The following is a 20,075-nucleotide window of genomic DNA, read 5'->3' as shown; positions in this document are numbered from 1 at the left end:
GTCGTCGACTACCTGAAGCGGGTGACAGCGGACCTGCGGCGCACCCGGCAACGCGTGCGCGACCTGGAGGACGCGGCCCGCGAACCGATCGCCATCGTCGGGATGAGCTGTCGCTTCCCCGGGAAAGCCGCCACCCCGGAGGCATTCTGGGAGCTGCTCGCCGACGGCGTCGACGCGACGAGCGAGTACCCGGCCGACCGCGGCTGGCCGGTCGTTCCCGGTGGCCGGGGCGGGTTCCTCGACGGCGCCACGGACTTCGCCGCCGGGTTCTTCGGGGTCTCGCCACGGGAGGCGCTGGAGATGGACCCGCAGCAGCGGGTGCTCCTGGAGGCGTCCTGGGAGGTCTTCGAGCGTGCCGGTATCGACCCCGGCACGGTGCGCGGCAGCAAGACCGGCGTGTTCATCGGCGTGAACGGATCGGACTACGGCGCCCTGCTCAACCACGCCCGGCACGAGTCGCTCGGCTACCTGCTGACCGGCACCGCGGCCAGCGTGGTGTCGGGCCGGGTCGCGTTCACCTTCGGCTTCGAGGGGCCTGCCGTCACCGTGGACACGGCCTGCTCGGCGTCCTTGGTGTCGTTACACCTCGCGGCGCAGGCGTTGCGGGGCGGTGAGTGCTCGCTCGCGTTGGTGGGCGGTGTGACCGTGATGTCGACGCCTGGCGTGTTCGACGAGTTCGGCAAGCAGGGCGGCATGTCCGGGGACGGGCGTTGCAAGGCGTTCTCTGCCGGGGCGGACGGCACCGCGTGGGGTGAGGGTGTCGGTTTGCTGTTGGTGGAGCGGTTGTCGGACGCGGTCCGTAACGGGCATGAGGTCCTGGCGGTGGTCCGTGGGTCGGCCGTGAATCAAGATGGTGCGTCGAATGGCTTGACGGCGCCGAATGGTCCTTCGCAGCAACGGGTGATCGAGGACGCGTTGTCGGCGGCGGCGTTGGCTGCGTCCGATGTGGACGTTGTGGAGGCGCACGGCACTGGGACGACGCTGGGCGATCCGATCGAGGCGCAGGCGTTGCTCGCCACGTACGGCCGGGAGCGTGACATCCCGCTGTGGCTGGGGTCGGTGAAGTCGAACATCGGGCACACGCAGGCCGCGGCGGGTATGGCCGGTGTGATCAAAATGGTGCTGGCGATGCGGCATGGTGTTGTGCCGCAGACGTTGCACGTGGATGAGCCTACTCCGCACGTGGACTGGGCCGCGGGTGCGGTGGAGCTGGTCACCGAGCGGGTTTCGTGGCCGGAGACGGGTAGGCTGCGGCGTGCTGCGGTGTCGTCGTTCGGGATCAGCGGCACGAATGCCCACGTCATCCTCGAACAGGCAGCGGAAGCCGTTGAGACGTCCATTGTGGATGCTGAGGCCGCGGTGGGGCCGCTGCCGTGGGTGCTGTCCGCCAGGACGCCCGCCGAGGTTCACCTTCAGGCAGCCAAACTCGCGGAGTTCCTTGCTTCAGGCGATATCGAGGACGCCGCAGTGGTGGCGGCCCTGGTGCGCCGGCCTGAGTTCGAGCATCGGACGGTCGTCGTCGCACGGGATCGCGCCGAGCGTGATCAGGAACTTGCCGCGCTGGCCCACCAGGAACGGACCGGTCGCGGCACTGTCCATGGCGTCGCCCGTCCCGATGCCGCGCTCGCGGTCGTCTTCTCTGGGCAGGGCTCGCAATGGGCGGGCATGGGCAAACAGTGGTACGACGAGATCCCTGCCTTCGCCTCAGCCTTCGACGCGGTGTGCGCCGTGGTGGATCGTCAGCTCGACGTCCCGCTGGCCGAGGTCGTCTTCGGCAGCGACGAGACCCTGCTCGGCCAGACCAAGTACGCCCAGGTCGCCCTGTTCGCCGTCGAGGTCGCGCTCTTCCGCGCGCTGGCGGCGTGGGGCGTACAGCCGAATGTCCTTTTAGGACACTCAGTCGGCGAGATCGCGGCGGCCCACGTGGCGGGCGTGCTCACCCTGGTCGACGCGAGCACCCTGGCGGTTGTCAGGGGAGCGTTGATGCAGGACCTGCCCGCTGGTGGCGTCATGCTCGCCGTACGCGGGACCGAGCCTGAGGTCGTGGACTGGCTTGGCGGTAGCGACCAGGTCTCGATCGCGGCGGTCAACGGTCCGGACGCGGTCGTGGTCTCCGGTACCGCCGAGGCCGTGCAGGAGGTCGCGCGGCGGGCAGAGGACGCGGGGCGGCGTACTCGGTACCTGAAAGTCAGTCACGCGTTCCACTCGCCGTGCATGGAACCGATGCTGGCCGCATTCGAAACCGTCCTCGGTGGACTGAACTGGGCGCCGCCCGAGATCCCGATCATCTCCACGGTCACGGGGGCGCTGCTTACGGCGGACGAGGTGATGTCCTCTGCCTACTGGGTGCGGCAGGCCAGGGACACGGTCCGGTTCCGTGATGCCGTTGCCGCGCTTGAGGTTGACGCGGTCGTCGAACTCGGTCCGCATGCCGTGCTGACCAGCTCGATCGTGGACAGCGTGGTGGGGGAGAAGCCGGTCGTGACCGCCGTCGGGCACCGCGACCGGCCGCAGACCGCCGAACTGCTTCGCGCGGTCGGTGCGTTGTGGGCTGGCGGTGTTTCCGTCGACTGGCAGGCGGTGCTGCCGGCCGTGACCGAGCGGGTCGCCCTGCCGACGTACGCCTTCGACCGCAAGCGGTTCTGGCCGACTGTGTCCCATCGTGCCAACGACGTGGCCGCCGCTGGCCTGACCAGCGTCGACCACCCCCTGCTCGCCGCCGCGGTCAGCATGGCCGACGGCGACACCGTCGTACTCACCGGACGCATGTCCCCTCTGACCCACCCGTGGCTCGCCGACCACGCGGTGCTCGGCTCAGTGCTGTTGCCCGGGACCGCGTTCGTCGAGTTGGTGCTGCGAGCCGGGCAGGACGTTGGGTGCCCGTCGCTGCGGGACCTGATCGTGGAGACCCCGCTGGTGCTTGGCACCGGCGCCACCCAACTGCAGGTCGTGGTCGGTGCGGCGGACGCCGACGGCGAACGGGCCGTCAGCGTCCACTCCCGGCCAGACGACAGCCAGGCCGCCTGGACCTGCCATGCGAACGCCGTCGTGCGGCCAGCGACCGATGCGCCGGGCGAGTTCGTCGCGGTGACCGGTGCCTGGCCGCCACCCGGCGCGACACAGGTCGACATCGACGGCTTCTACCCGGCTCTGCGCGGGATGGGCTACGAGTACGGCCTGGCGTTCCAGGGATTGCAGGCGGTCTGGCGCCGGGGACACGAGATTTTCGCCGAGGTGACGTTGCCCGACGAGCCGACCGGGTTCGGCATCCACCCGGCTCTGCTCGACGCCGCTCTGCACCCGATGGGCGTTCTCGACGGTGCTGACACGGCTCGTGTGCCGTTCGCCTGGACGGGAGTCCGGCTCCTCGCGACGGGTGCCCGGTCGGTCCGGGTGGCCATCACCGCCGTCGCCGACGACGTGGTCCGGGTGCGAGTCGCCGACCAGGCAGGCGCCCCGGTCATCGGGATCGACGAACTGGTCGTACGGCCGGTCACCCGGATTCAGGCGGCCACCCCGATGGTCGCCGATGCCCTGTTCATCCGCCGGTGGGAGCCGTTCGTCCCGCTCGACGAGCCTGTTGATGACACCGGACTTTTCCTGCTGGACTGTGCTTCCCTGCCGGTCACGGCGACCGACGAGCCGACTCGTGCCGAAGAGACGGTCGCCGCCGTTCTCGCTCGTGTCCGCGAGTGGCTGGCCGACGACAACCAAGCAGGCACACGCCTTGCCGTGCTGACCCGGTTGGGCGCTGTCGTCGGCGATGACGACCGGGTGGATCTGGCGCAAGCCGCCGTCATCGGACTGGTGCGCTCGGCAAGCGCCGAACACCCGGACCGGTTCCTGATCGCCGACCTCGACACCGAAATACTTCCGGAAGGCGCGCTCGCCGCCGCCGTCGCCGCGGCCGAACCGGAGATCGCGATCCGCGGCGGCGCGGTGTTCGTGCCGCGGCTGGCCCGTGCGAGCGCCGCGCCTGCCGAGCCCGAGGCGCCCGTGGTCACCGGCCCGGTCCTGGTCACCGGAGGCACCGGCGTGATCGGGGCGGCCGTGGCGGAGCACCTGGTCACCACACACGGCGTGACCAGCCTCGTGCTGGCAAGCCAGCGCGGACCCGATGCCCCACGGGCGGAGGAACAGGCCGCGCGACTGCGTGACCTCGGGGCCGATGTCCGCCTTGTCGCCTGCGACCTGGCCGACCGGGAGCAGGTGACCGCGTTGGTCGCCGGGATCCCGGGACTGCGTGGCGTCGTGCACTCGGCCGGGATCGTCGACGACGGCGTAGTCGAGGCCATCACCCCCGAGCGGCTGGGTCGTGTGATGCGGCCCAAGGCCCATGCCGCGTGGTACCTGCACGAGTTGACCGCGGACATGGACCTCGACCTGTTCGCCCTGTTCTCTTCTGCCGCAGGGGTGTTCGGCTCTCCCGGACAGGCGAACTACGCCGCCGCCAACACGTTCCTCGACGCCCTGGCCGAACACCGCCGGGCGGCAGGTGTGCCCGCGCACTCGATGGCGTGGGGACTCTGGGCGGAAACGAGTGGGATGACCGGCACCCTGGGCGAAACCGACCGGCGGCGGTTGACCAGGGCGGGCCTGCGGCCGTTGTCCGGAGCGGAGGGCGGGGCGCTGTTCGACGCGGCTCTCCGGCTGCCCGGCCCGGTCGCGGTGCCGATCCGGCTCGACCTGCGCGGACCGGGTCGGCCACCCGCACTGCTACGCGGCCTCGTCGCGGCACCGCTGCCCAGCCTCACCGTGCGCGGAGTGGAGAGCTGGCACGACCGCATGCGCTCCGCACCCGACCTGCAGCTCGCGCTCACGGACGCGGTCCGCGAAGAGGCGGCGATCGTGCTCGGGCACGGCACGGCCGCCGACATCGCCGCGGGCGAGTCCTTCTCCAGGCTCGGGTTCGACTCGCTGACCGCTGTCGAACTGCGCAACCGGTTGACCGATCTGACCGGGATCAGGCTCCCCGCCACCCTGGTCTTCGATTACCCGAGTCCCGAAGCGCTCGCCGCGTTCTTGGGAGAACAGTTCGGCCCGGCCACGGTGGAGCTGCAGGCGCGCGGCCCGGTGCCGTCGGACGAGCCCATCGCGATCATCGGGATGAGCTGCCGCTACCCGGGCGGGGTGCGGTCGCCGGAAGACTTGTGGGATCTTGTCGTCCAGCGGCGGGAGGGGCTGGGCCCCTTTCCTGACGATCGTGGCTGGGACGTCGCCGCACTGCACGACGGCGATGGCACTGAGCTAGGCACCACCTACGTCCGGGAAGGCGGATTCCTCTACGACGCGGCGGAATTCGACCCCACGTTCTTCGGGATCTCCCCTCGTGAGGCTGCGGTGATGGACCCGCAGCACCGGCTGCTGCTGGAGCTGTCGTGGGAAGTCGTCGAACGCGCTGGCATCGACATCACTGAGCTGCGGGGGAGCAGGACCGGCATGTACGGCGGTCTCATGTACCACGATTACGCGGCCCGGTTACGGTCGATCCCCGCTGACGCGGCCGGTTTCCTCAGTGGCAGCGCCGGCAGCGTGGCGACCGGACGGGTGGCATACAGCTTCGGTTTCGAAGGCCCGGCGGTGACCGTCGACACGGCATGTTCGTCTTCGCTGGTGGCGCTGGACATGGCTGTGAGCGCCCTGCGCCGTGGCGAGATCGACTTCGCTGTCGCGGGCGGTGTCACCGTGCTCGCGACACCGACGGCGTTCACCGAGTTCGGCCGGCAGCGCGGGCTCGCGCCGGACGGCCGCTGCAAGGCGTTCTCCGCCACGGCGGACGGCACCGCGTGGAGTGAGGGAATCGGCTTGCTCATGGTCGAGCGTCTCTCGGACGCGCGCCGCAACGGGCATCCGGTCCTGGCCGTCGTGCGGGGTTCCTCGGTCAACCAGGACGGTGCGTCCAACGGGATGACCGCGCCGAACGGGCCGTCGCAGCAGCGGGTGATCCGCCGCGCGCTGGCAGGTGCCGGGCTCGAGCCGTCCGATGTGGACGTCGTGGAGGCACACGGCACCGGCACGAAGCTCGGCGACCCCATCGAGGCGCAGGCGGTGCTCGCGACCTACGGCCAGCGCCCGGCGGACCGGCCGGTGCTGCTCGGCTCGGTGAAATCGAACATCGGCCACACACAGGCCGCGGCGGGAACCGCGGGCGTGATCAAGATGGTGATGGCGATGCGCCACGGCCTGGTCCCGCCGACCCTGCACGTGACCGAGCCGTCCACGCACGTCGACTGGACCGCGGGCGCGGTCGAGCTGGCGACGGACACCGTGCCGTGGCCGGAGACCGGGCAGCCGAGGCGGGCGGCGGTGTCGTCGTTCGGGATCAGCGGCACCAACGCCCACGTCGTGCTCGAACAGGCACCGGAGGCCGAGCCCCGGCCACCCGCACCCGTGGTCCTCGAACCGGGACCGGTGCTGCCGTGGGTGCTCTCCGCCAAGTCCGCCGCCGGGCTGGCGGGACAGGCGGAACGGTTGCGGGACAACAAGGGCACGGCGGCGTCCCTCACGGACGTCGCCGCCGCGCTGGCCGGGTCCCGCACGGCGCTGGACCACCGCGCGGTCGTGCTCGCGCCCGACCGGGACGGCTTCGTCGCCGGGCTCGACGCGCTCGCACGGCACGAGTACGGCGACACCGTCCTCGGTGGCATGGCCCGCACGGGTACCAAGGTCGCCTTCGTGTTCCCCGGCGACGGCACCCGCTGGGCGACGGACCTGCTCACGCGTTCGCCGGTGTTCGCGCAGTCCATGGCCCGCTGTGGGAAGGCACTGGAGTCCGCTGTGGACTGGTCGCTGCTGGACGTGCTCGACTGCGGGGACGTGCCGGAGGCGGCGCGCTGGGCGGTCATGGTCTCGATGGCGGACCTGTGGCGTGCTCTCGGTGTCCAGCCTGCCGCGCTCATCGGGCACGGCATCGTGGCCGCGTGTGTGTCCGGAGAACTGTCCCTCGACGACGCCGCACGCAGGATCACCAGTGGAGAGCCGTGGGCCACGTCGTTCGACGATGAGGTGCGGGCGGCGCTCGACGCGGGCATCGACATGTTCCTGGCGATGAGCCCGCACCCAGCGCCCGCTGTCGAACGGCTCGCCGACGGCCCGGTGCGGGTCCTCGGCTCCGGCGATGTCCTGCGCACGGCCGCGATCCTGTGGACCAACGGCGTCCCGGTCGACTGGCCCGCGTTGCTGCCGCGCCAGACCGCCGAGGTCGACCTGCCCACGTACGCGTTCCAGCGGCAGCGCTACTGGCTCGACGCACCCGAGGAGCCGGGCGACGTCACCGGGGCCGGGCTCGACCCGGCCGGCCACCCGCTGCTGGCCGGCGCGGTGGTCCTAGCCGAGGCCGACACCCTGCTGCTCACCGGCCGGCTCTCGGCGGGCACCCACCCGTGGCTCGCCGACCACGCCGTCCACGGCACGGTTCTGGTGCCCGGCAGCGTGTTCCTCGACTGGGCACTCCACGCCGGGGAACGGCTCGGCTGCCCCGCGATCGCCGAGCTGACCACCGAGGCACCGCTGGTCCTGGACCCGGACGCCGCCGTGCAGGTCCAGGTGCACGCCTCGGCACCCGACCCGGACGGGACCCGGGCGCTGACCGTCCACTCCCGACCGGAACCGGCCGACGGCGCCGCCTGGACCTGCCACGCCAGGGCGGCGCTGTCCCCGGCGAGCACGGACCCGGCCGGGGCCGACGCGCTGGCGACCTGGCCACCGCCCGGCGCGGAACAGGTCGAGCTGGGCGACTTCTATGGCGACCTCGTCGAGCACGGCTACGACTACGGCCCGGCGTTCCGGGGACTGCGTGCCGCATGGCGACGCGGCACCGACGTCTTCGCCGAGGTGGTACTGCCCGGCGGCAGCGACGGTTACGGGTTGCACCCCGCGTTGCTCGACGCAGCCATGCACGCCTTGGGGATCGGCCCGTTCCTCGACCGGGACCCCGGCCACGTACTGCTGCCGTTCACCTGGACCCAGGTACGGCGGCACGCGCCAGCCACCGCCGCCCGCGTGCGGATCTCGGCGGTCGACAAGGACACGGTGAGCGTGCACCTCGCCGACGCCGACGGCCCCGTGGCCGAGATCGGCCGGGTGGCACTGATGCCGGTCCCGGTCGACCGTCTCGCGGGTGTGTCTCGGCAGAAGGCCGCCCGGCCCGCCGCGGCGTCCGACGAGCAGCGCACCCGCATCCGCGCCGCCGCGCAGGAGGAGCGGACCACACTGCTCGTCCAGTTCATCCAGAACGAGCTGGCGGTGCTGCGCCGCGACGCCACACCGGTCCACCCGGACGCCGAGTTCCTTGACGTGGGCGTCGATTCCATGCTCGGCATCGAGCTGACCCGACGCCTCGACGCTCTGCTGGGGCTGCGGCTGCCGAAGACCACGATGTTCGAGCACCCGACCACGGCGCTCCTCGCCGATCACCTGGCCGCACTCGTCGACGCGGAGCCCGTGGCGGACGCCGTGCCGCAACCGGTGAGGCAGCCCGCGGCGAACCCGTTCGCCGGGATCGAGGACCTCTACCGGGAGTCCTACCGGGTCGGCCTGGCCGGCTCGGCGGGCATGCAGCTGATCAGGGCCGCGTCCCGGCTCCGGGAGTCGTTCACCGCCGACGCCATCGCGGAGCACGTGCCGGAGCCGGTCACGCTGGCACAGGGCGGCAGCCGCACGAAGCTCGTCTGCCTCCCGGCCATCACCGCCACCGCGGGCCCAGTCCAGTACGCCCGGCTGTCACAGGTGGTCAAGGGTTCGCGAGACGTCGTGGTGCTGCCCAACCCGGGCTACGCCGATGGCGAGTCGCTGCCCGACTCGTTCCGGACCTTCATCGGCCTGCAGGTCTACGCGTTGCGGGCAGCCGTGGGCGAGGATCCGTTCGTACTGCTGGGCCACTCGGCGGGCGGCCTGATCGCCTACGCCGTCGCGGGCGCGGCCGAGCGGGCCGGACTGCGCCCGGCCGGCGTGGTCCTGCTCGACACGTTCGGCGCCGACGCCCGGTTCTCCGACCGGACGACCGAGGTGATGCTCGACGGGCTGTTCGCCCGTGAGCACATCCTCGGTGCGGACGCGCTGTCCGGCGTGCGGCTGACCGCGATGGGCCGCTACTACACGCTCATGGACGAGTGTGAGCTCGATCTCGTCGAGAGCCGCACGTTCTTCCTCCGCGCGGAGGATCCCATGCCGCACCAGGACGAGGGCACGGGCGACTGGCGGGCCACCTGGCCGTTCCCGCACACCCTCGGCTCGACGACAGGTGATCACTTCACGGTGATGGAGGACCACGTCGCCGAAACCGTCGCCGCAGTGGAGCGCTGGCTCACCAGCCACGGCATCTGAACAACCCCACGGACCACCAGCTCGCTGACCGGAGGAACAACCTGATGATCACCAGGACACCGCGATGAGCGGGGAGAGCCGCCCCGACGGCCGCGTCACGTGGCGCGTCGGCGTTTCGTCGCTCATGGAGGCCGCGAGCGCGGTCGCCACTGTCGGGGCGCTCGTCGTCGTCATCGAAGTGTGCCGGCGGCTGCTCGCCGGACCTGTGAACGGGGACGAGCTGACGAACCTGACATTCGTCGCAGGCGCCGTCGTGCTGGGCGGGGCCTGCGTCCAGTTCGCCGGTCGCGTGCTGAGCCGCCAGGCAGGCGCGCTGCGCCGGGAGGCATTGCGCGGCGGGGTGTTCCGCAGGCTCCGCGACGGCGGTGCGTCGACACCGGCGGCGTGGCGGGCGGAGGGGGCGAGGTTCGACTCCGATGTCGTGCTGGCGGGCACGGTGGCCGGCCGGTCCATCCCAGAAGCCGTGTCGAGCCTGCTGGTCTTCCTGCTGTCGGCCGGTTACCTGTTCTGGGTCGACTGGCGGATGGCGTTGGTGGCCCTGCTGCCGATGCTGCTCGGCTTCCTCGCGTTCGGCGTGATCGCCACACGGTTCAACCGTGACATGAAGGTCGACTACGACGCCGCGATCGCGGCGATCGACGAGGCCCGGCCCGTGGTCGACATGCAGTCACGGGTCCACCGCGCCGGTGCACACGCCCACATCGCGACTGTGGTGCGGCGCGCCGCCCGCGACCTGTCCGAGGTCGTCGACCGGTTCGCGGTGTACTTCCGCGCCAGGATCAGCGACCTGCTCGGTGGCCGGGCGATGGCCGAGATCGCGTTCTCCCCGCTGACCGCGCTGGTCATCGTCCTGATCGGCGGTGGGTTCCTGGTCCAGGCGGGCAGCCTGGCGCCTGCGGACCTGATCCCGTTCCTGACCGTCGGTGTCGGGCTCTCGGCGCCGCTGCTTACGCTGACCTACCTGGCCGAGGAGATCGCGGTCGGTAAGAAGGCCGAGGAGGGCCTGACCAGTTTCGCCACCGGACCGGCGCCCGCGACCGGGCAACCGCCGCTCGTCGACCTGCCGGAGCGGGGCGTGGTGACGGTCGCGGGCGACGCCGGGCCGGCGATCGACCGGATCGCGGCGGGCACATCGGCGCAGCGGCTGGCCCAGGTGCTGCTCGACCCGCCGCTCGTCCTTGGTCCCGTCGGGGCTTTCATCGCCGGGGACCCGGCGGCGGCCGAGAGGGCGGCCAGGATCGCGGGTGTGCACGACGCCGTCGCGTCGTTTCCCGGCGGCTACGACTCCGAGGCGGGCGCCGACGTGTCGTTGTCGCTCTCGGAGTCGCGACGGCTCGCCCTGGCCAAGGCGGTCGCGGGGGACCACGACATCGTGCTGCTCGACGGGCGCGTCTTCGCGGACGACGTCGCCGCGTTGCGTGCCGCGGTCGATGAGCTGGCTCCCAGGGCGGTCGTCGTCTGCGTGTCGCCACCGCCCACGTTCATCGACGGGCGCGTCGTGGTGCTCGACGCCGAACCCGGCGTCACCACCGTCCCGGAAGAGGTCGCTCGATGACCGGCCCGCTCACCAGATTCATGGCCGGTGCCGACCGCAAGGCTTGGCGGCCGGTGATGGTGTTCCTCGTCCTCGGCGCGATCACCCAGGGCATCGGATTCGCCACCGCGGTGCCCATTGTGGACGGTCTGCTCGGCGACGGCGGGCGGATCGCGTGGGGGTGGACCGCGGTGCTGGTGGCGGTCACCGTGGTGCACTCCGTCCTGCACCACCGTAGCGTGCCGATGTGCAACGAGCTCGGCGCCGATCTCGTGGTCGACGTGACCCGGTCGATCGATCGGCGGGTCGCGGCGCTGCCCAACCGGTCACTCCGCCCGGAACACGCCGACCGGCTCGGCACGCTCAGCGGCTACTCGGTCGTGGTCCTCATGGGACTGCCCGCGCACGTCCTGCGGCCGCTGGTCGCCGCCGTGGTCACTCCGCTGACGGTGATCGTGGTCATCGCGTTCGTCGAACCGTTGCTCGCCGTGGTGGTGGCGGGCGGCTCGCTCGTCGTGGCGGTCGTGACCTGGCTGGCCATCCGCCTGCTCGTCGCTGCGGGCGACCTGGACGGGGCCCACTGGCTCGACCGCATCCCCGCCCGGTGGTCGCAGACCCCGCCGTCACGGGTGGTGCGGCTCGCGGCGGGTGACGTGTTGCCGTGGCGGTTGCTGGAACTGCTCAACTGCGTCGCGGTCGTCGCGTGTGTCGCACTGGCGTCCGGCGGGACGTCCCCGGCCATGGCCGTCGCGCTGATCGTGCTGTCGGTCCTCATGGTCCGGCCGATGATGGAAGCGGTGCTGCTCACCAGCACTGTCCTGAACTCCCACGACGTCCTCAGGAGGATCGAGCCGCTCACCGGCACGGACGACCCGGTGCCGACAGGCATGCCGTGGCCTGCGGCCTGCGACGTCGAGTTCGCCGGGGTGGAGTCGGCCGGCGTCGGCACGACGGTGTCGTTCCGGCTGCCCGCGAACTCCACGACCGCGGTCGTCGGTGCTCCCGACGGCCTGCGGCTGACCCTGTCCGACCTGCTGGTCGGTGACGCGCTGCCGACTGCGGGATCGGTGCGGATCGGTGGTGTCGAGATCACGGACCTGGCGCCGGACGAGGTCGCCGCGCGAGTGGCTCGGGTGTCGGCGACGTCGCCCGATCTCACCGTCACCGAAGCGGAACGGCTCATTGAGACGGCATCCGAGCACGCCACGCTCGCCCTGCCCAAGGCACAAGAGGAACTGGCCAGGCTACGGGATGCGGTGGCTGCCGGCACCGACCTCGTCGAGGCGGATCGCTGGCGGCTGGCGTTGCTCCGGGCCGTGGCCCAGGAACCCGCGGTGGTGATCGTGGACGCCACGGCGGGTGCATCGGTGATGCACGACGACGGTCTCGTCGAGTTGCTGGATGTCCTGCGGCGCGACCGGACGTGCTGGCTGCTCTGGGGACCGGGCTCGGCGCAGCCGGAATGCGACCAGGTGCTCGTGGTGGACGGCGGATCCGTCACACCGGGCACAGCAGAGGAAGGAAGTCGGCACATCCGTGTCCCATGAACTTGATTCTCGAGCCGATGGCGGTGTTCGAACCCGTGTACGCACCGACGGAACGCCTGCCGACACAGGAGATTCGGTGACGGCAGTTCGGCCGGCGGACCGGGTCAGCGCCGCTGTCGGCGACCAGGCAGCCGCTTGGGACCTGGCCGGCCGGATCCCTGTCGACCTCGTCCGTGAACTCGGTTCCGCCGGGTTGCTCTGCACGCAGGTGCCCACCCGGTACGGCGGCCTCGGACTGTCCAGTATGGACACAGGAGAGCTCGCTGCCCACACGGGAACCCTGTGCAGTTCGTTGCGCAGCCTGATGACCTCACAGGGCATGGTGGCGTGGACGATCCAACGGTACGCGACACCCGAGCAGCGCGCGGCTTACCTGCCGAGACTCACCGGAGGCGAACTGGCGGCTGCGGCCTTCAGCGAACCGTCCGCGGGAAGCGACCTGTCCGCGATGCGCACCGAGATCGTTCCCGACGGCGACTTCGTCGAGGTGCGGGGACACAAGGTGTGGTCGACCGGTGCGGCGTACGCGGACATGATTCTCGTGTTCGGCAAGTACGAGGACGGCGCGGCGGCGGTCGTCGTGCCCACCTCGGCTCCCGGCGTACACATCGAGCGGATCAGCGAACCAGTGGGGTGCCGTGCCGCCGGTCATACGAACGTCCGGCTGGATTCCGTCCGGCTGCCGGCCGACGCTGTTCTCGGCGGCGGATCCCAGGCACTGCCGTTTCTCGTGACATCGGCGCTCGCGTACGGGCGGATCTCGGTGGCATGGGGATGCGTCGGCATCCTGCGTGCGTGCCTTCGTGAAGCGGCACGGCACGCGAGCACCCGTGAGCAGTTCGGCACACCACTGGCGAAACACCAGCTTGTCGCACGGCACTTGGCCGAACTGCTGGTGTCCGAGCAGGCGGCGACGCGTGCGTGCGAACACGCCAGCCGGTGCTGGGACGACAACAGCCCGGACATGGTGATGGCGACGGTAATGGCCAAGTACGTCGGCTCCACCCAGGCAGCGCGGTCAGCGCAGACGGCGATGCAGGTGCTGGCTTCCGCGGGTGCCCACGACGGGCACCCGGTCGCGCGCGCACTTCGCGACGCGAAGCTGATGGAGATCATCGAAGGCAGCAGTGAGATATGCCAGCTGATCCTGGCGGACCACGTCACGGCGGGCGTGTGAGATGCGACCTCGAGGTGGAGGCGGACAAACGGTGAGTGACAGCAACGCATTGGTCAAGTGCCTGGTCTGGGACCTGGACGAAACCCTGTGGCACGGCACGGTTCTGGAGGATGGCGAGGTACGCCTCACCGACGAGATCAGGGACGTGATCGTCGCCCTGGACTCCCGCGGCATTCTGCAGGCCGTCGCGAGCAAGAACGACCACGACGTGGCATGGGCCAAGCTCGAGGAGTTCGGTCTCGCGGAGTACTTCGTGACCAGCCGCATCTGGTGGCATCCCAAGTCGCAGTCCGTGCGGGAGATCGCGGAGCAGTTGCAGTTCGCACACGGCACGATCGCGTTCATCGACGACCAGCCCACGGAACGCGCGGAGGTGGCATTCCACCTGCCTGAGGTGCGATGTTACCCCGCTGACCAGGCGACGGCGCTGACCGGGTTGCCCGAGTTCAGCCCCGAAGTGGTCACCGTGGACGCACGACGGCGAAGGCAGATGTACCAGGCGACTCAGCGCCGGGAGGCGGAACGGTCGGACTTCAGCGGTCCGGACGAGGAGTTCCTGCGGTCGCTCGAGTTGGAGATGCGAATCGGACGGGCCGGCGAGGAGGAGCTGACCCGCGTCGAGGAGCTGACGCGGCGCACCAGCCAGATGAACGCGACCGGCGTGCACTACTCGGACTCCGTGCTACGCGGCCTGCTGGCGGACTCCCGCCATGAGGTGCTGGTCACGACGATGCGCGACCGCTTCGGACCGCACGGCGCGGTCGGCGTTCTGCTCGTGGAACGGCACCCTTCAGTCTGGCATCTCAAACTGCTGGCCACCTCGTGCCGGGTCGTGTCGTTCGGCGCGGGCGCGGTGATCCTGAACTGGCTCGTCGACCAGGCCGCCCAGGACGGCTGTCACCTCGTGGCGGACTTCCGGGCAACGGATCGCAACCGGATCATGGAGGTGGCGTACCGGTTCGCTGGCTTCGCCGAGAACGACTGCGGTTGCCGGGACGACATTCCCGCAGCCGACGGCCCGGAAGGGTTGCAGCGTCTGCACCTCGTGCCCTCCGCACGGCCGTCAGCGACGACCGTGCGTCTGGAGGCGCCCGACCTGACAACCCTTCCCGTATGACAGGGTCCGCGTCACGGCTGGACGGTGTCGGTCCTCTTTCGTGCGATCGTCATGCCGTCGGCCACGGGAAGCACGCAGACCTCCACCCGGTCGTCGGTCCGCAGCAGTTCGTTGATCTTGCGGATCCCAGCCGTGTCGCGGTCCTGGCATGCCGGGTCGACGACCCGGCCGAAGAACAGCACGTTGTCGAACACGATGAGACCGCCGGGGCGGACGAGTGGGAGCGCGTTCTCGAAGTAGTTCCGGTAGCCGGCCTTGTCGGCGTCGACGAATACCAGGTCGAAAGGCTCCGCCTGTTCCGCCAGGAGGTCTCGGAGGGTCTGGGCCGCGTCGCCGATCCGGACCTCGACGCGGTCGCCGACCTCGGCGCGGTTCCAGAACTCCCTGCCGATGTTCGGCCATTTCGGATTGATGTCGCAGGTGACCACACGCCCGTCGGGGGGAAGAGCGCGAGCCATGCAGAGCGTGCTGTACCCGGTGTACGTGCCGATCTCGAGAATCCTCCTGGCGTCGAGCAGACGCGCCAGGATCGCCAGGAGATCTCCCTGCCCCGGCATGAGAAGCATGAGCCGGCCGCCGGGGAGCTCCATGGTGAGCTCGCGGAGTTCGGTGAGTATCTCGTCGACCGGAGGAGAGATGTCGCGAATGTAGTCGAGCAGATTTTCGTCCACCATTGTCTGGTTGGCCATGGTTGACATACTAGCGTCGATCTTCAGGAAATTGGATTCCTACGGGAAAGAAAATATGTGGTCGTCCACAAGGGACTGGGGGTTGTCTGCGTGTGTCGAGACGACCGTCCCAAGTGGTGCGCTGATCAAGCGCAAGTCCTTTGGCAGTGCGCGCATCGCGCTGAACTCCCGCTCGCGCGACGGGCCAGGACGTCACGGTAGAGGTCTCTTTGTGGTGGAGTGGCTGGCGGGACGTCACTTCATCTCCGACGCACACGAACCGCCTGGCTTCCAGGCGCAACAATTGTTTAACCGGGGTCAAGACAATGATTGATCTACAGAGTTTTGGGTCACTCCTGCGCGCATACCGGTTGCGCGCAGGAATGACCCAGGACGAACTGGCTGAGACGTCAGGCGTGTCCACACGAACCATCAGCCTGCTGGAGACAGGCAAAAGGGATAGGCCGCGACTGGCGTCGGCCCGCCTGCTCGCAGAAGCGTTCGGTCTGGCTACCGAGGAACGGGCGACGTTCCTCGGTACTACGACGAGCCATACCGTGGGCCACAGGGGGCACTCACATGCGCCTACCGCAGCCACGTGCGGCTCGTTTCTGCCCCGGGACGTCCCCGACTTCGTTGGGCGGAGTGTCGAGCTGCGGCGGTTGCTGCGCTCGGTACCTGCGGGGCGGGACGAGTCGGTCCGTGTCACCACGGTCGACGGGATGGCAGGCGTTGGCAAGACGGCGTTCGCCATCCACGCGGCGCACGCGCTCGCGGACCGGTATCCGGACGGCCAGGTCTACGTCGACATGCGCGGGTTCACCCCGGGGCGCGACCCTGTGGAGCCGGTCTCGGCGTTGGAGTCGTTGCTGTACATGGTGGGAGGCCCGCCGTGGCGGATCCCGCCGACGCTCGACGAGCGATCCGCCGCGTGGCGCGCGGCCCTCGCCGGACGACGGGTGCTGGTGGTTCTCGACAACGCCAATGATCCAGACCAGGTGCATCCCTTACTGCCGGGCACACCGGGCAGTCACGTCATCGTCACGTCACGCCGCCGGATGCCCTCAGTGGACGCGTCGGTGCCGGTGTCGCTCGACGTCCTCGAACAGGGTGACGCGATCACCCTGTTCGTCGAGGTGGCCGGTTACCACCGAGTACGCGGTCAGCTGGACGTGGTGGCCGATATCGTGCAGCTGTGCGGCTTTCTGCCGCTGGCGGTCCGGACCGCCGCCGCCAAGCTGCTACACCGTCCAGGGTGGACGGTTGAGTGGCTCGCCGACCAACTGCGCGAGCAGGATCGACGGCTGTCGGAGCTCAGTGTCAACGGGACAGTGGGGGTGGCAGGTGCGTTCTCGTTGTCGTGCAGGCAACTCGACGCCGAACAGTTGCGTCTGTTCACACTGCTCGGCACGTATCCCGGTGCCGACTTCGACGCCCACTCCGCGGCGGCGCTGGCCGACGTGCTGCCGAGGGTGGCTGAGAGCCTGCTGGAGGACCTCGTCGACCACCACCTCCTGATACAGCCTGTGGCTGGGCGGTACATGTTCCATGATCTGCTGCGCGACCACGCCAGGGCGCTGGCGACCGAGTTACGGTCGCCGGACGAAGAGGCCGGAACTTGCGCGCCAGCTGCACGGACCGGAGTCCGGGCGACGTGCTCAGGTGATGGATCCTGGTCACCATCGAAGTCAGGGCACACTGCCAGATGAGTTGGCAACACGCGGCCGAACAGTTACTGCCGCAAGACCATCAACAGCGGAGCCGGCCGCCTCACTGACCCTTGGTCTTTGCTGCGGCTGCCCGGAGCCGCAGCACAAGCTCGACCATGGCGTCGACCGTTCGGAAGTTGTCCAGCCGCAAATCCTTGCCGACTATGTCGATCTCGTAGGTCTGTTCCAAGTGGATCACCAGCTGCATGGCGGCCATCGAGGACACCAGACCGTCGGCGAAGAGGTCCTGGTCGGGAGCCACCGCGGTTTTCAGCCCCGAGGACAGGTGATCGACCAACTCCGCCCGGACCACGTCCGTGCCGGTGGTGGCCGTCTGGTCAATGCTCACGCGAGTGCCTTCCCGTATTCGTAGAAACCCCGGTCCGTCTTGGCGCCGAAGTCACCGGCAGCCACCTTGCGGCGCAACAGGTCGCACGGCTCGTGCGCCGGGTTGCCGGTGCGTTCGAACAGCACGTCGAGCGCGTCGACGAGGTTGTCGAGCCCGATCATGTCCGCGGTGCGTAGCGGCCCGGTGGCGTGTCCGAGGCATCCCCGCATCAGCGTGTCCACGTCCTCCGCCGACGCGACGCCCTCGTCTACCAGCCGTGCGGCGTCGTTGATCATCGGGTGCAGCAGCCGGCTGGTGACGAAACCCGGCGAGTCCCTGACGACGACCGCCTTCCTGTCCAATGTGTCCAGGAGTGACATCAGCGCGGCGATGGTCGTGTCGCTGGTGCGAGGTCCGCGGATCACCTCGACCATCCGGATCAGGTAGGCCGGATTCATGAAGTGGGTGCCGATGAGTTCATCGGGACGCGGAAGCGCTTCGGCGAGCTCGTCGATCGGTATACCGGAGGTGTTGGAGATCACCGGTGTGCCAGGCCGGATCAGCGCGCCGATCTCGGCGAGCGCCTTCGCCTTCAGCGCAGGGTCCTCGGTGATGGCCTCGATCACGGCCGTCACGTCGGCGTCGTGGCTCGACAGGGTGGTGACCAGTTCCCCTGGCGTGCGGTCCGTCGGCAGCGCGCCCATCAACCGGGCGTGCCGCAACTGCCGGTCAATGGTGGCTCGTGCGTGGACAAGCGTGTCCTCGTCGATGTCGACCAGGACGACCGGAACACCGTGTCCCAGCGCCATGGTCGCGATGCTTGACCCCATCACGCCGGCGCCGAGCACGACGAGCCGGTGCGACGTCGGATCGGCTTGCATGACGTCCAAGATCCTCGCCAGGCCGTGTTGGCAACAGGACGTAGAGGAGACGTTCACTCGTCGCTCTCGTCACGACAGCGCTCCGTTGGCCCTCTTTCGCCGAGTGGAGCTACTCGTAGCGTCGTGCCACGTCAGCGGAAGTCTTCGGCGTGGTCGCGGGCCCACTCGGCGAAGGTGCGGGCCGGGCGGCCGATCGCGTCCGGCACCCCGGGCCATGGCGTCAGCAGCGCGGAATCGTCCTGTTCGGACATTCCGTCCTCGCCTGCGGCCTCGGCGCCGCCGTTGCGCTTGCCGAAAATGCCATCCGTGCAGGTCACGCGGCATGGTGGTACTCGTTGAGGATGCCTGTGCCGCTCGAAAAGTCATCGCTGCACGTCAAGCCGCATGTTGGTCTTCATTGACGACGCTATCGACGACCGGGCGACGCTCGCGGAAATCGCGGCCGCACTTGCCGCGCTGACCGGCGAGTCCCATCCGCTGGCCGACTTGAACGGCGGTGAGGCGCATGTCTAGCACCGTTGACATCGAGCCGGATTTGGCAACGGCGGCCGGTCCGGAAACGCTGCGGGCAGAAACCACAGGGACTCCTGACGCCACAGTGGACACTGCAGTAGGTTTCGTGCCGACAACACACAACGCGGTACAAGTAACCACTGTTGTTGCGGTGAGCGTTGTTGCCGCAGTTGCGGCTGTCGTGTCGTTCATGCACATGTACGAACTTGCCGTGCGTGCCGGCGAGGGCTGGCGAGCGTGGCTCGTGCCGTTGGCCATCGATGGGTTGGTGGTGGCGGCAAGCATGACCATGGTTGTTCGCCGCCGTGCCGGTCGACGGGCCGGCTGGCTGGCGTGGATCAGTCTCACGCTGGGCATCGCGGCATCGCTGGCGGCCAACATCGCGGCAGCCGAACCCACCCTGATCGGCAGGACGGTCCGCTGCCTGGCCACCGATCGCGCTGCTACTGGCCTACGAACTGCTCATGAGTCAAATCCACGTAGCCACCAAACACCCTGGCACACAGGACATCGCGCACCCGGCATCTGTCCCTGCTGTTGTGGTGCCGCAATGGGCGCCGTCCACGGCACACGACCGTGCCGCCATGCCGTCAATCACGGTGCCGACGGCAACGCCTCGGCAAGATGGCACGGCATCGACAACCACGGCACCGAGCAACAGCCCGAGCGCGGCAGACGTGTTGGCACGCTCGCCGATTCTGGTGGCCGTGCCCGACCGGGACGAGGGTTCCGGTGAGACGGTCCGGCAAGTGGCTCGGCAGCGATATCTCCAGACCGTTGCCGACGGTTTGCCGTGTACCGGCAGAGAACTTGCCGACATGTTCGGCATGAGCGAACGCTGGGGCCGCTACCAGGTCCGCGCTGCCCGACGCACCCTGACCACTGCCGATTCGGCACCCGTACCGGGGTCTTGATCACTGGACGGGAGTTGGACCCATGACGGACATCATTAACGAGCCATACTCACCCGAGAAGTCACAGCAAGCCGATAGGTGACAGTGCCCAGCTGTTGCAGGCCAACGCAGTCAGCGACTGGCACCTAGTCGGTACCGCCTGAACCTCACCGGCCTGGAGGCAGCCGCCGGATTCACCAGCTGGCTGGGTAGACGCACCTGTACCGGCAGACAGGGATCGGAGTAGCCCCGGGCGGGGCCGAACATCTCGCCCGCCTGGCTGATGCGGTCGCAGCATAGGGGACCTTGGACATGCCGTCGTTGCCGCCGTGTGCTTGCCGCCGTGACGGCAACGACGGCAATCCAGCGGACTGGTGAACTCGG

The 20,075-nt window shown here is 69.5% G+C and carries 11 protein-coding genes and 2 pseudogenes; 9 read left to right on the top strand and 4 right to left on the bottom strand.

Features of this window, described 5'->3' with window-relative positions; translation table 11 throughout:
- From JOF56_RS47050 to JOF56_RS47035, 5 genes and pseudogenes are all read left to right on the top strand, one after another.
- Window positions 1-9,324 (top strand): annotated as a pseudogene (locus JOF56_RS47050) (SDR family NAD(P)-dependent oxidoreductase); the annotation flags it as partial.
- A gap of 64 nt (window positions 9,325-9,388) precedes the next feature.
- On the top strand, window positions 9,389-10,879 hold the full coding sequence (locus JOF56_RS47045; RefSeq protein WP_209645996.1) for an ABC transporter ATP-binding protein: 1,491 nt from the start codon (window positions 9,389-9,391) through the stop codon (window positions 10,877-10,879).
- Window positions 10,876-12,405 (top strand): ABC transporter ATP-binding protein, encoded by a 1,530-nt coding sequence (locus JOF56_RS58930; RefSeq protein WP_245378694.1) that lies wholly within the window; start codon window positions 10,876-10,878, stop codon window positions 12,403-12,405. Before JOF56_RS47045 ends, JOF56_RS58930 begins: the two co-directional genes overlap by 4 nt.
- A gap of 76 nt (window positions 12,406-12,481) precedes the next feature.
- A complete protein-coding gene (locus JOF56_RS47040; RefSeq protein WP_307855578.1) occupies window positions 12,482-13,582 on the top strand; it encodes an acyl-CoA dehydrogenase family protein in 1,101 nt (366 codons plus the stop codon).
- 1 nt (window position 13,583) lies between these two features.
- Entirely contained in the window at window positions 13,584-14,699 is a 1,116-nt protein-coding gene (locus JOF56_RS47035) for an HAD-IIIC family phosphatase (protein WP_209645994.1), read from the top strand.
- Window positions 14,700-14,710: 11 nt separating this feature from the next.
- On the opposite strand, the gene JOF56_RS47030 is transcribed toward JOF56_RS47035, so the two are convergent.
- Complete coding sequence (locus JOF56_RS47030; RefSeq protein WP_209645993.1) at window positions 14,711-15,388, bottom strand: O-methyltransferase; 678 nt, start codon at window positions 15,386-15,388, stop codon at window positions 14,711-14,713.
- A 305-nt stretch (window positions 15,389-15,693) separates the two neighbouring features.
- Between JOF56_RS47030 and JOF56_RS47025 the strand changes: the two genes are divergently transcribed.
- A complete protein-coding gene (locus JOF56_RS47025) occupies window positions 15,694-17,076 on the top strand; it encodes a helix-turn-helix domain-containing protein (protein WP_209645992.1) in 1,383 nt (460 codons plus the stop codon).
- A gap of 61 nt (window positions 17,077-17,137) precedes the next feature.
- On the opposite strand, the gene JOF56_RS47020 is transcribed toward JOF56_RS47025, so the two are convergent.
- From JOF56_RS47020 to JOF56_RS47010, 3 genes are all read right to left on the bottom strand, one after another.
- Complete coding sequence (locus tag JOF56_RS47020) at window positions 17,138-17,425, bottom strand: acyl carrier protein (protein WP_307855577.1); 288 nt, start codon at window positions 17,423-17,425, stop codon at window positions 17,138-17,140.
- Window positions 17,422-18,285 (bottom strand): 3-hydroxyacyl-CoA dehydrogenase family protein, encoded by an 864-nt coding sequence (locus JOF56_RS47015; protein WP_209645991.1) that lies wholly within the window; start codon window positions 18,283-18,285, stop codon window positions 17,422-17,424. The genes JOF56_RS47020 and JOF56_RS47015 overlap by 4 nt, the downstream gene beginning before the upstream one ends.
- Window positions 18,286-18,416: 131 nt before the next feature.
- Window positions 18,417-18,602 (bottom strand): hypothetical protein, encoded by a 186-nt coding sequence (locus JOF56_RS47010; protein WP_209645990.1) that lies wholly within the window; start codon window positions 18,600-18,602, stop codon window positions 18,417-18,419.
- A gap of 67 nt (window positions 18,603-18,669) precedes the next feature.
- On the opposite strand from JOF56_RS47010, the gene JOF56_RS59805 reads away from it, so the two are divergent.
- From JOF56_RS59805 to JOF56_RS58925, 3 genes and pseudogenes are all read left to right on the top strand, one after another.
- Window positions 18,670-18,798: a hypothetical protein gene (locus JOF56_RS59805; RefSeq protein WP_281065595.1), complete on the top strand. Its 129-nt coding sequence runs from the start codon at window positions 18,670-18,672 to the stop codon at window positions 18,796-18,798.
- Window positions 18,791-19,240, top strand: a pseudogene (locus tag JOF56_RS60945) (DUF2637 domain-containing protein); the annotation flags it as partial. The gene JOF56_RS59805 and the pseudogene JOF56_RS60945, both read left to right, overlap by 8 nt.
- A gap of 22 nt (window positions 19,241-19,262) precedes the next feature.
- Entirely contained in the window at window positions 19,263-19,712 is a 450-nt protein-coding gene (locus tag JOF56_RS58925; RefSeq protein ID WP_245378693.1) for a hypothetical protein, read from the top strand.
- Window positions 19,713-20,075 lie beyond the last annotated feature (363 nt).

This window comes from Kibdelosporangium banguiense (genome assembly GCF_017876405.1).
Classification (GTDB): Bacteria; Actinomycetota; Actinomycetes; order Mycobacteriales; family Pseudonocardiaceae; genus Kibdelosporangium; species Kibdelosporangium banguiense.
The sequence above is the reverse complement of the archived record's forward strand: the minus strand, read 5'-3'. Positions and strand labels throughout refer to the sequence as shown.

Bases quoted from the DNA above. Each gene is read 5' to 3' on its own strand.
- JOF56_RS58925 (WP_245378693.1), top strand. From the start codon at position 19,263: ATGAGTCAAATCCACGTAGCCACCAAACACCCTGGCACACAGGACATC.
- JOF56_RS47030 (WP_209645993.1), bottom strand. From the start codon at position 15,388: ATGGCCAACCAGACAATGGTGGACGAAAATCTGCTCGACTACATTCGC.
- JOF56_RS58930 (WP_245378694.1), top strand. From the start codon at position 10,876: ATGACCGGCCCGCTCACCAGATTCATGGCCGGTGCCGACCGCAAGGCT.
- JOF56_RS47015 (WP_209645991.1), bottom strand. From the start codon at position 18,285: ATGCAAGCCGATCCGACGTCGCACCGGCTCGTCGTGCTCGGCGCCGGC.
- JOF56_RS47045 (WP_209645996.1), top strand. From the start codon at position 9,389: ATGAGCGGGGAGAGCCGCCCCGACGGCCGCGTCACGTGGCGCGTCGGC.
- JOF56_RS59805 (WP_281065595.1), top strand. From the start codon at position 18,670: ATGTTGGTCTTCATTGACGACGCTATCGACGACCGGGCGACGCTCGCG.
- JOF56_RS47035 (WP_209645994.1), top strand. From the start codon at position 13,584: ATGCGACCTCGAGGTGGAGGCGGACAAACGGTGAGTGACAGCAACGCA.
- JOF56_RS47025 (WP_209645992.1), top strand. From the start codon at position 15,694: ATGATTGATCTACAGAGTTTTGGGTCACTCCTGCGCGCATACCGGTTG.